The organism is Streptomyces sp. NPDC058864, assembly GCF_042742985.1.
Lineage (GTDB): Bacteria > Actinomycetota > Actinomycetes > Streptomycetales > Streptomycetaceae > Actinacidiphila.
Genome location: NZ_JBHYMQ010000071.1, coordinates 14,898 through 27,306, shown reverse-complemented (window position 1 = coordinate 27,306; position 12,409 = coordinate 14,898). Strand labels below are relative to the sequence as shown.

Genomic DNA, 12,409 nt, shown 5'->3' with positions numbered 1-12,409 from the left:
CGGGGGCCCCCCCCCGCACCCCTGCGGGGCCCCCGCCGCGGTGCCTCGGCGGGGTCAGCCCTCCTGGGCGTACCGCTTCAGCTCACGGCGCGCCAAGGAGCGCTTGTGGACCTCGTCGGGGCCGTCGGCCAGCCGCAGCGTGCGGGCCGCCGCGTACAGCTCCGCCAGCGGGAAGTCCTGGCTGACGCCGCCGGCCCCGTGCAGCTGGATGGCACGGTCGAGGATCAGCCCGACCTTCTCCGGGGTGGCGATCTTGATGGCCTGGATCTCGGTGTGGGCACCCCGGTTGCCGACGGTGTCCATCAGCCAGGCGGTCTTGAGCACCAGCAGCCGCAACTGCTCGATCTCCACCCGTGCCTCGGCGATCCACTGCTGGACGACGCCCTGCGCCGCCAGCGGCTTGCCGAAGGCGACCCGTCCCGTGGCACGCCGGCACATCAGCTCAACCGCCCGCTCGGCCATGCCGATCAGCCGCATGCAGTGGTGGATGCGGCCCGGGCCCAGCCGCGCCTGGGCGATGGCGAAGCCGCCGCCCTCCTCGCCGATCAGGTTCTCCGCGGGGACCCGCACGTCGTGGAAGACGACCTCGGCGTGGCCGCCGTGGTCCCCGTCGTCGTAGCCGAACACCCTCATGCCGCGGCGCACTTCGAGGCCAGGGGTGTCGCGCGGCACGAGCACCATGCTCTGCTGGCGGTGCCGGTCCGCGGCCGGGTCGGTCTTGCCCATGACGATGAAGATCCGGCACCGCGGGTTCATCGCGCCGGAGATGTACCACTTGCGGCCGTTGATGACGTAGTCGTCGCCGACCCGCTCGATCCGCGTCTCGATGTTGGTCGCGTCGGAGGAGGCGACGTCGGGTTCGGTCATCGCGAAGGCCGAGCGGATCTCGCCCGCGAGCAACGGCTCCAGCCAGGTCTTGCGCTGCTCCTCGCTGCCGAACTCGCTCAGCACCTCCATGTTTCCGGTGTCCGGGGCGGCGCAGTTGAGGGCCGGCGGGGCGAGGTGCGGGCTGCGGCCGGTGATCTCGGCCAGCGGCGCGTACTGCAGGTTGGTCAGCCCAGCGCCGCGCTCGCCCGGGAGGAAGAGGTTCCACAGCCCGCGCTCGCGGGCCGCGGCCTTGAGCTCCTCGACGACCGGCGGCGCGGACCACACGGCCTCGCCCTCGGCCGCCTCGCGCTGCCGGTGGAAGACCGGCTCCGCGGGGTACACGTGCTCGTCCATGAACGCGAGCAGCCGCCCGCGCAGTTCCTCGGTCCTGGCGTCGTACGCGAAATCCATGGCTCAGCCTTCCTGAAGCGTCCGCAGGCCGTTGTCGATGAAGGCCGGGACCAGGGCGCCGATCCGGTCGAAGCCGGCGCCGAGGGTCTGGCCGAGGGTGTAGCGGTAGTGGATGCCCTCGAGGATCACCGCGAGCTTGAAGTACGCGAAGGCGGTGTACCAGGCGGCCGAGGACACGTCGCGCCCGGAGCCCGCCGCGTAACGCTCGATCAGCTCGGCGGGGGAGGGGTGGCCGGGCGCGCCCCCGGTGACGGAGACGGGGGTGCCCGGGGTGGGGCGCAGCTCGCTGTACATGAGCAGCAGCCCGAGATCGGTGAGCGGGTCGCCGAGGGTGGACATCTCCCAGTCGAGGATGGCCCGGACGGTGTCGTCGGCGCCGATCAGGACGTTGTCGAGCCGGTAGTCGCCGTGCACGACGGCCGCGGGGGCGGAGGCGGGCAGGCGCGTGCCGAGCAGCGCCGCGAGTTCGTCGATGCCGGCCAGTTCGCGGCTGCGCGAGGCGTCGAGCTGCTTGCCCCAGCGGCGCAGTTGCCGCTCCAGGAAGCCGTCGGGCCGGCCGAAGTCGTCGAGTCCGACCGCCCCCGGGTCCACGGCGTGCAGCGCGACCAGGGTGTCCACCAGCCGCAGCACGATGTCCCGGGTTCGTTCCGGGCCCAGCGCGGTGAGCTGCCGCTCGGTGCGGTAGGGGGTGCCCTCGACGAAGTCCATGACGTAGAAGGGCGCGCCGACGACCTCGGGGTCCTCGCAGAGCAGCACGGCCCCGGGGACGGGGACGGGGGTGTCGCGCAGGGCGCTGATGACGCGGTGCTCGCGGGTCATGTCGTGCGCCGTGGCCAGGACGTGGCCGAGCGGGGGACGCCGGACGACCCAGCGGGAGACGCCGTCGGTCACCGCGTACGTCAGGTTCGACCGGCCGCCCTCGATCAGCTCGCCGTCGAGCGCGCCGGCGAGCAGCCCGGGCCGCTCGGCGTCGAGGTGCCGCCGCAGCCGCTCCAGGTCGAGTCCCGGTGGGTTCTCCGTCCCGCTCATCCTTGCTCCTCGCTCCTCGCCGCTGCCGTGGCCGGCTGTCCCGGCTATCATGCCGACCAGTCGGTATGTCGTCCAGTCCGCCGCCCCGCCCGCCGCCGCGAAAAGCAGGTGACCCGCGTTCCCGGCGCTGCGAGACTGACGCCATGATCCCGTCCGCCGCCCTCGACTCGCTGTACGGACTGGCCCACGGGGACGCCTTCGGCGACCGCTGGTTCTTCACCTCGCGGCAGGAGCGGGAGGGCGCGATCGCGCAGCGGATCACCCCCGCGGACGTTCCCTGGTACTGGACCGACGACACCGCCCAGGCCGTGGCGCTGTTCGGGCATCTGGGGGCGAACGGCGGATCCGTCGGGCAGGACGCCCTCGCCGCCTGTCTGGCCGGGGCGTACGCCGCCGACCCCTATCGCAAGTACGGCCCGTCCATGCACGACGTCCTGCGCCGGATCGGCGCCGGGGAGCGGTGGGCGGACGTCGTCGCCGAGCAGTTCGGCGGGCAGGGCTCGTACGGCAACGGCGCCGCGATGCGGGTGGCGCCACTGGGCGCGTGGCTCGCCGCCGACCTGGAGGGCACCGCCGAGGCCGCCGCCGCGCAGGCCGCCGTCTCCCATCACCACCCCGAGGCCGCCGTCGGCGCCGTCGCCGTCGCGCTCGCCGCCGCCTTCGCGGCCCGCAGCCGCGGCGGCCCGGCCCCGCAGGACCTGCTGACGCGGGTGGCCGACCGCCTCCCCGGCAGCGACGTGCGTTCCGGACTGCGCACCGCGGGCCGCTTCCCCGAGGGCACGTCGGTGCGGCACGCTGCCGAGGTCCTGGGCTCCGGCTACGGGGTCTCCGCGCAGGACACCGTCCCCTTCGCCCTGTGGTGCGCCGCACGGCACCTGGACGACCTGGAGGGCGGTCTGTGGGAGACCGTCGCCGGGCTCGGCGACATGGACACCACCTGCGCCATCGCCGGCGGGGTGATCGCCGCCCGCACCGGGGTCGCCGAACTGCCGCCCGCCTGGCGTGCGGCGCTGGAACCGCTGCCGGACTGGGTCCCGGCACCGTCCGGCGGACCGGCGTAGCGCCGCCGACCTGCGCGTTCTTGACGGGCACCCGGACGCCACCTAGGGTCGCGTTCTGGTGGACGTATGGGATTCACATATGTGAACGCGAAGGGTGGCGCGCAGTGGCACAGCAGAGGAATCTGACGATCACCGGGTTGAGCCTCACCCCCGTCCTCATCTCCGACCCGCCGCTGCTCAACACCCAAGGCGTGCACCAGCCCTACACCCCGCGGCTGATCGTCGAGGTGACCACCGCCGGCGGCGTGAGCGGCGTCGGGGAGACCTACGGCGACACCCGCTACCTGGAACTCGCACGGCCGCTGGCGGAGGCCCTGCAGGGCTGCCGCGTCGACGACCTCAACAACCTGCCGGCCCTCGCGGCCCTGGTCTGCGCGCCCCCCGAGGAGACCACCGACGCGGTGGACGCCGGCGGCCTGCGCGGCGTCCAGACCGCCGACAAGCTGCTGCTCTCCGTGGTCTCGGCCTTCGAGGTGGCCTGCCTGGACGCCCTCGGCAAGACGCTCGGGCTGCCCGTGCACGCCCTGCTCGGCGGGAAGGTCCGCGACACCGTCGACTACAGCGCCTACCTCTTCTACCGCTGGGCCGAACACCCCGGCGGCGAGGGCGAGAAGGACGACTGGGGCGACGCCCTGGACCCGGCCGGTGTGGTCGCCCAGGCCCGCAGGCTCGTGCGCGAGCACGGCTTCACCTCGTTCAAGCTGAAGGGCGGGGTGTTCGCGCCCGAGCAGGAGATCGCCGCCGTACGGGCGCTCGCGGAGGCGTTCCCCGAGCAGCCGCTGCGGCTGGACCCCAACGGCGCCTGGTCGGTGGAGACCTCGCTGCACGTGGCGCGGGAGCTCGGCGACGTCCTGGAGTATCTGGAGGACCCGGCCGCGGGCACCGCCCTGATGGCCGAGGTGTCCGCCGGTACCGATGTGCCGCTCGCCACCAACATGTGCGTGACGACCTTCCCCGAGATCGCCGAGGCCTTCGCCAAGGACGCGGTCCAGATCGTGCTCTCCGACCACCACTACTGGGGCGGACTGCGCAACACCCGCGAACTGGCCGCGGTCTGCCGCACCTTCGGGGTCGGCCTGTCGATGCACTCCAACACCCACCTTGGCATCAGCCTCGCCGCCATGACGCACGTCGCCGCCACCGTGCCCGGCCTGCACCACGCCTGCGACTCGCACTACCCCTGGCAGACCGAGGACGTCATCACCCGCCGCCACGAGTTCCGCGGCGGCCGGCTGCCCGTCTCCGACGCCCCCGGCCTGGGGGTCGAGCTGGACCGGACGGCCCTGGACACCCTCCACCGGCGCTGGCTGGACGACGACGGCACCTTCCACGTGCGCGACGACGCCGCCGCCATGCGCAAGGCCGAGCCCGGGTGGGTCACCCGCCGCTGGTGACCTGGTGACCCGCCCGGCCGGGCCTCAGGCCAGGCACTCCGGGATCCGGCCGCCGTTCAGCACGGCCATGTCGGTGATCACGGGCATCAGGTCCAGCGGCGAGCCGAGCGGCAGGCCGTCCAGTTCCGCGTACGCGCGGTGCAGATTGGCGACCAGCCGCTCCGGCTCGCGCAGCGTCGCGAACTCGCCGAGGTCGGCCGCCCGCGCCACCTCCATCGGGGTCCGGCCCGCCTTGTGGCCCTCGGCCGCCAGCTCGGCCACGAAGCGCAGGTAGCCCTCGACGGTGTCGTACACCGAGGGGTCGCAGATGCCGCCGTGCCCCGGGACGACGACCTCGGCGTCGAGCGAGCGCAGCACCTCCAGGGCGCGCAGGGAGCCCTCGAGCGAGCCCATGGGGACGAACGGCGCGCCGCCGTTGAAGACCAGGTCGCCGGTGAAGACGACCTTGCGCCCGGGGAGCCAGACGATCGAGTCGCCGAGGGTGTGAGCCACCCCTGGGTGCAGGAGCTGCACCTCCTCGTCGCCGACGTGGAGGGTGAGGCGGTCCTCGTAGGTGACCGTCGCCGGGACCACCGGCACCTCGCCGTACTCCACGTCCGGCCAGATCGCGTGCAGCTGGTGGCCGGCCGCGATCTGCTCGGTGACGCACGCGGAGTGGCCGACGATCCGGGCCCCCTGCGTGAAGACGCCGTTGCCGTAGGTGTGGTCGCCGTGGTGGTGGGTGTTGACCACGTGCGCGGGCATCGGCGCGCCGGAGGCGACGAGGGCGTCGCGCAGCATCAGGGCCCGGCGCTCGGTGGCGGCAGTGTCGATCAGCAGCGTCGTGCTCCCGTCGGTCACCCAGCCCGCGTTGTTCAGGCACCAGCCCCCGTCCGGCTGGACGTAGGCGTGGACCCCCGGAGCGACTTCCTCGGTGAACGGATGCTCGGTGTGCAGCTGTGACATTTTGGCGCCTTTCCCTGGTCAGACGCATGAAACGTATCAGGGGAGGGCATACGGGCGGCGACGGGGGAGCGTCGCCTGCACGACGGTCGAGAGCAGCAGGACGAAGACGGTGCCGACGACGGAGACGTGCGCGAAGAACGGCGAGCCGGCGCCCACGGCGAGCACCGGCGGCGCGGCGTGCGTCGGGGCCGTGCCCTCGGCCGACGGCGCGACCGGGCCCGCGGCGGGGACGGTGGCCACGGTGGCGGAGCCGGTCGGGACCCGGATGGGGACGGCGATCGGCCAGGCCGGCCAAGGGGGCTCAGCGGGGGAGCGCCGCCAGGGCGCGCTCGGTGATCTGCTGCGGGCCGCCGTCGATCGGGACGACGGCACCGGCCTCGCCGGGTTCCAGCGGTTCGAGCGCCTCGAACTGGGAGCGCAGCAGGCCCGCCGGCATGAAGTGCCGCATCCGCGCCGCCAGACGCCCGGCGATCAGCTCCTCGGACCCGTCGAGGTGGAGGAAGAACAGCCCGGGGGTGTCCTTGCGGAGCCGGTCGCGGTAGCGGCGCCGCAGCGCCGAGCAGCTGACCACACCGCCGCGGTCGCCGCGCTCGACGATCCACGCCGCGATGGCGTCCAGCCAGGGCGCCCGGTCCTCGTCGTCCAGCGGGTGCCCGGCCGACATCTTGGCGATGTTGGCGGGCGGGTGGAAGTCGTCCGCCTCGGCGTACGGAACGCCCAGCCGCTCGGCGAGCAGCCCCCCGACGGTGGACTTGCCCGAGCCGGACACGCCCATCACCACCACCAGGGGAAGATGCAGGGCTTCCGGGCCTGCCTCGGTCATCACAGGTACCTCCTCGTCCGCGTGACCGCCTCAGGAAACGCCATAGGTACTACTTATTCAAGGCTCCGAAATCAAATCGTCATATGAAGCGATCCCCGCATAGGGTGTCGCCCATGGAGCGGCCCATGGATCGGCAGGGAGAGCACGGCGGTCTGCACGCCCGTGTCCTGGCGGAACTCGGCCCCGCCATCGCCTCGGGCGCGTACCCGCCCGGCACGGTGCTGCGCATCGACGAGCTGGAGCGGCAGCACGGCGTCTCGCGCACCGTCGTCCGTGAGGCCGTACGCGTCCTGGAGGCCATGCACCTCGTCGAGTCACGGCGGCGGGTCGGCATCACGGTGCGCCGCACCGAGGAGTGGAACGTCTTCGACCCGGCCGTCATCCGCTGGCGCCTCGCCGGCGCGGACCGGCCCCGGCAGCTGCGTTCGCTCACCATGCTCCGTACCGCCGTCGAGCCCGTCGCCGCCGCTCTGGCGGCGGTCGCCGCGACCCCGGAGCAGTGCCGCGAACTGACCGTCCTCGCCGCCGAGATGGCCGCGGCCGGCCGGGCCGCCGACCTCGACGAGTACCTGGTGCACGACGTGGCCTTCCACCGCGTGGTGCTCACCGCGTCCGGCAACGAGATGTTCGCCCGCCTCGGCGACGTCGTCGCGGAGGTGCTGACCGGGCGGACCGAGCACCAGGTCATGTTCAGCGCCCCCGACCCCCAGGCGGTCACCCTCCACGTCCGCGTCGCGGAGGCCGTCCGCGCCCGCGACGCGGAGTCCGCGGAGCGCCTGATGCGCGAGATCTGCGTCGGCGCGCTGCGCGAACTGGACGTCCTGGCCCCCTGACCGGCGGGGGCGGGGCCATGTGGGGGTCAGCCGGTGGGTCCTGCGTGGCGGAGGATGGCGTCCACGGTCTCCTGCGGGGTCTGGCGGGAGGTGTCCAGCCAGAGGCCGATCCGCGGGGTGCCCGCGCGCAGGGCGCGGTCGAGGTCGGCCGGCGTCCATGCGCCGTAGGCCCGTTTGGCCCGGCCGGCCTCGCGGGCGGCGATCGTCTCCGGGGAGGGGACGAGGACCACGACGTGCAACGGCCGGGTGCGCAACAGGGCGATCGTGCGCGGCAGTTCGTCGCCGAGGATGACGTCCTGCAGGACGGGTGTGAACCCGGACGTCGCGTACGCGTCCGCGCTGGCCGCCGCCAGGGTGTGCCGCAGCCGCAGTTGCCGCAGCGCCTCCTCGGTCAGGCCCGCGACGTCCCCCGAACCGTCGCCGGGCAGCGCCTCGGCCCGTCCGCCGACGATCATCCGCCGGAACGCGTCGCCCCGGACGTGCGCCGAGCGGGGCAGCCGCTCGGCGAGTGCCTGCGCCACGGTCGACTTCCCCGACGCGGGGATCCCGGTGATCAGGAACATCGCTCGCACCTCACCGCCGCTGTGCCCTTTCCGTCACCCCGCCGGGCGCCGCGCGGCGCCCAGGGCGACTCTATGTTCGAGACACGTCAAGCGGAACGTTTCGGCGGGGCGAAAACCAGGTGACCGGCGCGGAGGCGGGGTGGTGCACTGGGGATCATGACCACCGCACCGGCCGCCCCGCCGCCCCGGCCGTACCGCTGGGCGCTGTCGCATGCCCGCGGCGGAGCGCCGCCGGACCGGCTGGGCACCCTGACCGAGGGCGCCGCGCGCCCCGGCCTGTGGTTCCTGCCCGAACTGACCGTGTGCACCGGGAAGGTGCTCGCCCGCTCGGCCGGCGCCGACCTGTGCTTCGTCGGCCGCTCCCTGGACAGCATGTACGACCTGCTGACCGGCGCCTTCGAGGGCTCCTCCCGGGAAGGGCGGCTGCTGCGCCTGCCGCTGTCGCTGCGCCTGCGCCCGGACCCGGCGCCCGCCCACACGGCCCGGCTGCGCGAGCACCTCGCCGCGGCCGGGCTCGCGCCGCACGCCCTGGCCCGCCGCACCCGCCCGGTGGCGCTGCTCGACCTGGTCGCCGGGGGCGGCACCTACGACACGCTGTTCGCCGCCCTGGCCGACTGGGTGCGCGAGAGCCGCGAGCCGTGGCCGGTGATCCGCCGCAAGCTGCGCTTCGTGGGGGTGACGTGCCGCCGCCGGACCAGCCCGAACACCTGGCGATGGCAGCAGAACTCCGCGGGCGGCTGGGCGCGGTCCCTGCCTTCGGGGCACGCCGTCGGGGTGTCCCTGCATCCGTGGGTGTGGTCGTACTTCGGTGACGAACAGGCCAAGCTGCAGCCGTCGTTCCCGCCGTCGCGCTGGTTCGATCCGTACGCCGCGGAGCCCTGGCACGGCCCGGACCTCCCCGCGGCGCTGGCCGAGTCGCTGGCCCTGGTCGAGGCGGGACGCGGGCGGGCGGTGCGCGGGGAACTGGTGCGGGTGATCGCGCGGGAGCCCGGTTTCGCGGACCGCGAGGTCCGCGCCCTGGTCGCCCCGCTGCGCGGCCTGTCGCCGGGCCGTCCCGGTGCGGGTTCCCGCGCCCGGTCCGGCTCGCGTCAGCGGTCCTTGCCGCGGGCCTCCATGACCGGGCGCAGCCGCTCCAGCAGCGCGTAGAGGGCGGCCTGCTCGCTCTCGTCCAGGGTGTCCAGCGCGCCGTGGGTGGCCTGCATCTCGTCGCGGACGCGCCGGATGGTCTCGCGCCCGAGCTCGGTGGCCACGACGTTCTTCACCCGGCGGTCGGTGGCGCTCACCTCGCGGCGGACGAAGCCGTGCGCCTCGAGACGGTCGACGATGCCGGTGACGTTGGACGCGTCGCACACCAGCCGCTCGGCCAGGCCGCGCATGGGCACCGGGCCGCCCAGCTGGGCCAGCACCTTGGCCTGCATGGAGGTCAGCCCGTGCCGGGCGGCCGCGGCGGCGAAGTCCTGCCACTGGGCGGTGCCGATGGCGGCGAGCAGTTCCAGCAGCTCGATCTTGGTGGGCCGGCCGGTCGTCGCGGCGGTCGGGGCGCTCATGCATGCGAGTGTACTCAAAAGCTTGAGATGGTAAATCATTAGCTTGACGTCTTCAAGTGTCGGCCCTCAGCGCGGGCCGAGGAACACCAGCAGCGCACCCGCGACGGCCAGTACCAGCACGCACAGCAGCGCCCAGGCCGCCGTCCCGTGCGGCATCACGGCGGGCCGCGCCGAGCCCAGGGCGGTGATCCGCCGCTGGGCGGTGACGGTGAACGCCAGCCACGCCAGCGCGCACAGCCCGAGCCCCAGCAGTCCCGCGGGCGACACCCCGTGCAGCACCGCCTCGTGCACGGCCAGCAGCGCCGCAACGGCGAAGGCGAGGGTGGTGCGCCGCCAGGCCAGCCGGGTCCGCTCCGGCTGCAGGCCCGGGTCCCGCGGTGCGTCGCCGCCCGGGGCGGTCATCAGCCGGCCCACCCCAGCGTGGCCGTGAGCAGCATCGCCACCGCCATCAGGGCCACCAGTACGGCAAGTACGGCGGGGAAGCGCGAGACCGGCAGGTCCTCGCCGCGCCGCATCGCCCGTTCGCAGCGCACCCAGTGGTTCACGGCGCGGACCGCGCACATCGCTCCGCCGACGACCAGCACCACTGCGAGCGTCACCCGGACCGGCCGGTGCAGCTCCCGGAGGAACTGGTCCACCGCGAAGCCGCCGCCGACCAGCGCGAGTGCGGTGCGCAGCCAGGCGAGGAAGGTCCGCTCGTTGGCGAGCGAGAAGCGGTAGTCGGGCGTCGTCCCCTCGGCCCGCACCCGTGCCGGCCCGAACCACAGGGCGACCGCCCCGACCGCGGCCCGCACATGCTTGATCACCGCCCCACAGTACCGAGCGCGGTCCGGCCGGGCGCGCCCTGGGCGCGCCCTGGGCGGACCCGGGGCGGAGCGGCCCGCGGCCGCCATAGTGTAACAATTGATCCAGAAATGGTAGGCTCGCGCCATGGCGCGTACCAGGGAGTTCGACCTCGACCAGGCCCTCGACCGTGCGATGGACCTGTTCTGGCGCCGCGGCTACGCGGCGACGTCCCTCCAGGACCTGCTGACCGAGCTCTCCATCGGCAGCGGCAGTCTCTACGCCGCCTTCGGCTCCAAGGACAAGCTCTACGCCCGCGCCCTGGAGCGCTACTGCTCCCAGTACGCCGGCGGCCTCGTCGAACTGCTGGAGAACGCGGACGAGATCCGCCCCGCCGTCCGCACCGCGCTGACGCAGATGGTCGAGGCCGACCTGGAGGACCCGGAACGGGGCTGCCTGCTGGTCAACGCCGCCACCGAGCGCGGGGACGACCCCGGCACCGTGGACCGCGTCGCGGTCACCCTGCGCCTGCTGGAGTCCTCCCTCGCGGCGGCGCTGGAGAAGGCGAAGGCCCGGGGGGAGCTGTCCGCCGACAAGAAGCCGGTGGAACTCGCCCGCTTCCTCACCACCTTCGTCCAGGGCCTGCGCGTCGTCGGCCGGGCCCGCCTCGGCCGGGCCTTCGTCGAGGACGCCGTCGACACCGCCCTGCGCTCCCTGGACTGATCACGGCGCCCCGCCCGGAACCGGGGCGGCACCCGGCGGTGTCCCCCTCCCCATGGGACCGATCGTCACCGGCATCCGCAGACTCGCGCTCTTCGGCTGGACGGAGGCGCGCTGCTGCGCCTTCGCCGTCGCACTCATGGCGGGCGTGGCCGGCTCGCGGCTGCTGCCCCCGCTGCCCGTCGCCCGCTACGACCTGCTGCTCTGCTACGGCGTGGCGCTCAGCGCGCTGTTCTGGGCCTGCGGCTGGGAGCGCGGCCGCGACATCGCCGTCATCGCGGTGTGCCACGCCGTCGGACTGCTCTTCGAACTGGTCAAGGTGCACCTGGGCTCCTGGAGCTACCCCGAACCGGCGCTCACCAAGTTCGGCGGCGTCCCGCTGTACGGGGGCTTCCTCTACGCCGCCGTCGGCAGCTACGTGTGCGCCGCCTGGCGGCTGTTCGAACTGGGCCTGACCGGCTACCGCCGCCGGGCCATGACGATCCTGGCCGCGGCGGTGTACCTCAACTTCTTCACCCACCACTGGCTGCCCGACGCGCGGTGGCTGCTGGCCGTCCTGCTGCTGTGGGCCACCGCGGGCACCTGGGTGCACTTCACGGTCGACGGGGTGCGCCTGCGGATGCCGCTCGCGCTCTCCTTCGTCCTCATCGGCTTCTTCCTCTGGGTCGCGGAGAACGCCGCCACCTACGTCGGCGCCTGGCGCTACCCCGACCAGGAGCACGGCTGGGTGCCGGTCTCGCTCGCCAAGTTCGGCGCCTGGGCGCTGCTGATCAGCGTCACCTTCGTCGTCGCCAGTCGCGCAGCCGCTCCCAGGCCTCCAGACCGTCGGGCACCCATTCCCGCTCCGGCAGGAGGCGTTCCAGTTCCTCCTCAGTCACGAAGTCGTGCCAGGCGACCTCCTCGGCCTGCGGCGCGACCGGCAGGTCGCAGCGCACCTCGTACACCCGGGACCACCAGGTGTGACCGGCCGCCGCCCCCGTCCCCTCGTAAAGGAAGCTGAACAGCGGAGTCGGACGCGGCAGACCGGACACCCCCAGCTCCTCCTCCGCCTCGCGAAGCGCCGCGTCGTCGTACTCCTCGCCCGCGCCCACCACACCGCCGACGAACATGTCGTGGAGGGAGGGGAAGACCAGCTTCTGCGCGGTGCGGCGGTGCACGAACACGCGCCCCGCGCCGTCCCTGGCCAGGATGAAGACGCAGCGGTGCCGCAGGCCGCGCGCGGTGGCCTCGCCGCGCGTCGTCCGGCCGACCACCCGGTCCTGCTCGTCCACGATGTCCAGCAGCTCGTCCGCAGAGCGCGGAGCGTCCTCCATGGTGCCTCCCGTTCGTCCCGGGGCCCGAGGTGCCCGTAGCGCTCCATGATCGGCCCCAGGGCGGGTTCCGGCCAAGGTCCCCCGCCCTGGACCCGGACCCCGGGCCCGGACCCCGGGCCT

Annotated in this window: 14 protein-coding genes and 2 pseudogenes; 6 read left to right on the top strand and 10 right to left on the bottom strand. The window is 73.8% G+C overall.

Annotation, left to right across the window (positions count from 1 at the left end):
* Positions 1–54: 54 nt before the first annotated feature.
* Positions 55–1,278 (bottom strand): acyl-CoA dehydrogenase family protein, encoded by a 1,224-nt coding sequence (locus ACFW3D_RS34835; RefSeq protein ID WP_500511321.1) that lies wholly within the window; start codon positions 1,276–1,278, stop codon positions 55–57.
* Positions 1,279–1,281: 3 nt separating this feature from the next.
* A complete protein-coding gene (locus tag ACFW3D_RS34830; protein ID WP_500511319.1) occupies positions 1,282–2,307 on the bottom strand; it encodes a phosphotransferase family protein in 1,026 nt (341 codons plus the stop codon).
* A 143-nt stretch (positions 2,308–2,450) separates the two neighbouring features.
* Here ACFW3D_RS34830 and ACFW3D_RS34825 point away from each other — a divergent pair, with 143 nt between their 5' ends.
* Both ACFW3D_RS34825 and ACFW3D_RS34820 read left to right on the top strand, forming a co-directional pair.
* The gene (locus ACFW3D_RS34825) at positions 2,451–3,368 is read left to right on the top strand and encodes an ADP-ribosylglycohydrolase family protein (RefSeq protein ID WP_500511317.1); all 918 of its coding nucleotides are present in this window, start codon (positions 2,451–2,453) and stop codon (positions 3,366–3,368) included.
* 104 nt (positions 3,369–3,472) lie between these two features.
* Positions 3,473–4,762 (top strand): glucarate dehydratase family protein, encoded by a 1,290-nt coding sequence (locus ACFW3D_RS34820; protein ID WP_500511315.1) that lies wholly within the window; start codon positions 3,473–3,475, stop codon positions 4,760–4,762.
* A gap of 24 nt (positions 4,763–4,786) precedes the next feature.
* On the opposite strand, the gene ACFW3D_RS34815 is transcribed toward ACFW3D_RS34820, so the two are convergent.
* The 3 genes and pseudogenes from ACFW3D_RS34815 to ACFW3D_RS34805 all read right to left on the bottom strand — a co-directional run bounded on the left by ACFW3D_RS34815 (position 4,787) and on the right by ACFW3D_RS34805 (position 6,530).
* On the bottom strand, positions 4,787–5,707 hold the full coding sequence (locus ACFW3D_RS34815; protein ID WP_500511313.1) for an MBL fold metallo-hydrolase: 921 nt from the start codon (positions 5,705–5,707) through the stop codon (positions 4,787–4,789).
* A gap of 36 nt (positions 5,708–5,743) precedes the next feature.
* Positions 5,744–5,995: pseudogene (locus ACFW3D_RS34810) on the bottom strand (GntT/GntP/DsdX family permease); the annotation flags it as partial.
* A gap of 13 nt (positions 5,996–6,008) precedes the next feature.
* A complete protein-coding gene (locus ACFW3D_RS34805; protein WP_500511311.1) occupies positions 6,009–6,530 on the bottom strand; it encodes a gluconokinase in 522 nt (173 codons plus the stop codon).
* 125 nt (positions 6,531–6,655) lie between these two features.
* On the opposite strand from ACFW3D_RS34805, the gene ACFW3D_RS34800 reads away from it, so the two are divergent.
* Complete coding sequence (locus ACFW3D_RS34800) at positions 6,656–7,363, top strand: FadR/GntR family transcriptional regulator (RefSeq protein WP_500511309.1); 708 nt, start codon at positions 6,656–6,658, stop codon at positions 7,361–7,363.
* Positions 7,364–7,389: 26 nt separating this feature from the next.
* Here the strand turns inward: ACFW3D_RS34800 and ACFW3D_RS34795 are convergent, their stop codons facing one another.
* On the bottom strand, positions 7,390–7,926 hold the full coding sequence (locus tag ACFW3D_RS34795) for an AAA family ATPase (protein ID WP_500511308.1): 537 nt from the start codon (positions 7,924–7,926) through the stop codon (positions 7,390–7,392).
* A gap of 156 nt (positions 7,927–8,082) precedes the next feature.
* Here ACFW3D_RS34795 and ACFW3D_RS34790 point away from each other — a divergent pair, with 156 nt between their 5' ends.
* Complete coding sequence (locus ACFW3D_RS34790) at positions 8,083–9,072, top strand: hypothetical protein (protein ID WP_500511306.1); 990 nt, start codon at positions 8,083–8,085, stop codon at positions 9,070–9,072.
* On the opposite strand, the gene ACFW3D_RS34785 is transcribed toward ACFW3D_RS34790, so the two are convergent.
* From ACFW3D_RS34785 to ACFW3D_RS34775, 3 genes are all read right to left on the bottom strand, one after another.
* On the bottom strand, positions 9,015–9,473 hold the full coding sequence (locus ACFW3D_RS34785; protein WP_500511304.1) for a MarR family winged helix-turn-helix transcriptional regulator: 459 nt from the start codon (positions 9,471–9,473) through the stop codon (positions 9,015–9,017). The two genes, ACFW3D_RS34790 and ACFW3D_RS34785, sit on opposite strands and share 58 nt — an antisense overlap.
* Positions 9,474–9,539: 66 nt before the next feature.
* Complete coding sequence (locus ACFW3D_RS34780) at positions 9,540–9,875, bottom strand: DUF202 domain-containing protein (RefSeq protein ID WP_500511302.1); 336 nt, start codon at positions 9,873–9,875, stop codon at positions 9,540–9,542.
* A complete protein-coding gene (locus ACFW3D_RS34775) occupies positions 9,875–10,267 on the bottom strand; it encodes a YidH family protein (protein WP_500511354.1) in 393 nt (130 codons plus the stop codon). The genes ACFW3D_RS34780 and ACFW3D_RS34775 overlap by 1 nt, the downstream gene beginning before the upstream one ends.
* A gap of 136 nt (positions 10,268–10,403) precedes the next feature.
* Here ACFW3D_RS34775 and ACFW3D_RS34770 point away from each other — a divergent pair, with 136 nt between their 5' ends.
* Entirely contained in the window at positions 10,404–10,979 is a 576-nt protein-coding gene (locus tag ACFW3D_RS34770) for a TetR/AcrR family transcriptional regulator (RefSeq protein WP_500511300.1), read from the top strand.
* Between the two features lie 52 nt (positions 10,980–11,031).
* Positions 11,032–11,700 (top strand): annotated as a pseudogene (locus tag ACFW3D_RS34765) (DUF817 domain-containing protein); the annotation flags it as partial.
* Between the two features lie 52 nt (positions 11,701–11,752).
* Here the strand turns inward: ACFW3D_RS34765 and ACFW3D_RS34760 are convergent.
* A complete protein-coding gene (locus ACFW3D_RS34760) occupies positions 11,753–12,289 on the bottom strand; it encodes an NUDIX hydrolase (protein ID WP_500511298.1) in 537 nt (178 codons plus the stop codon).
* Positions 12,290–12,409 lie beyond the last annotated feature (120 nt).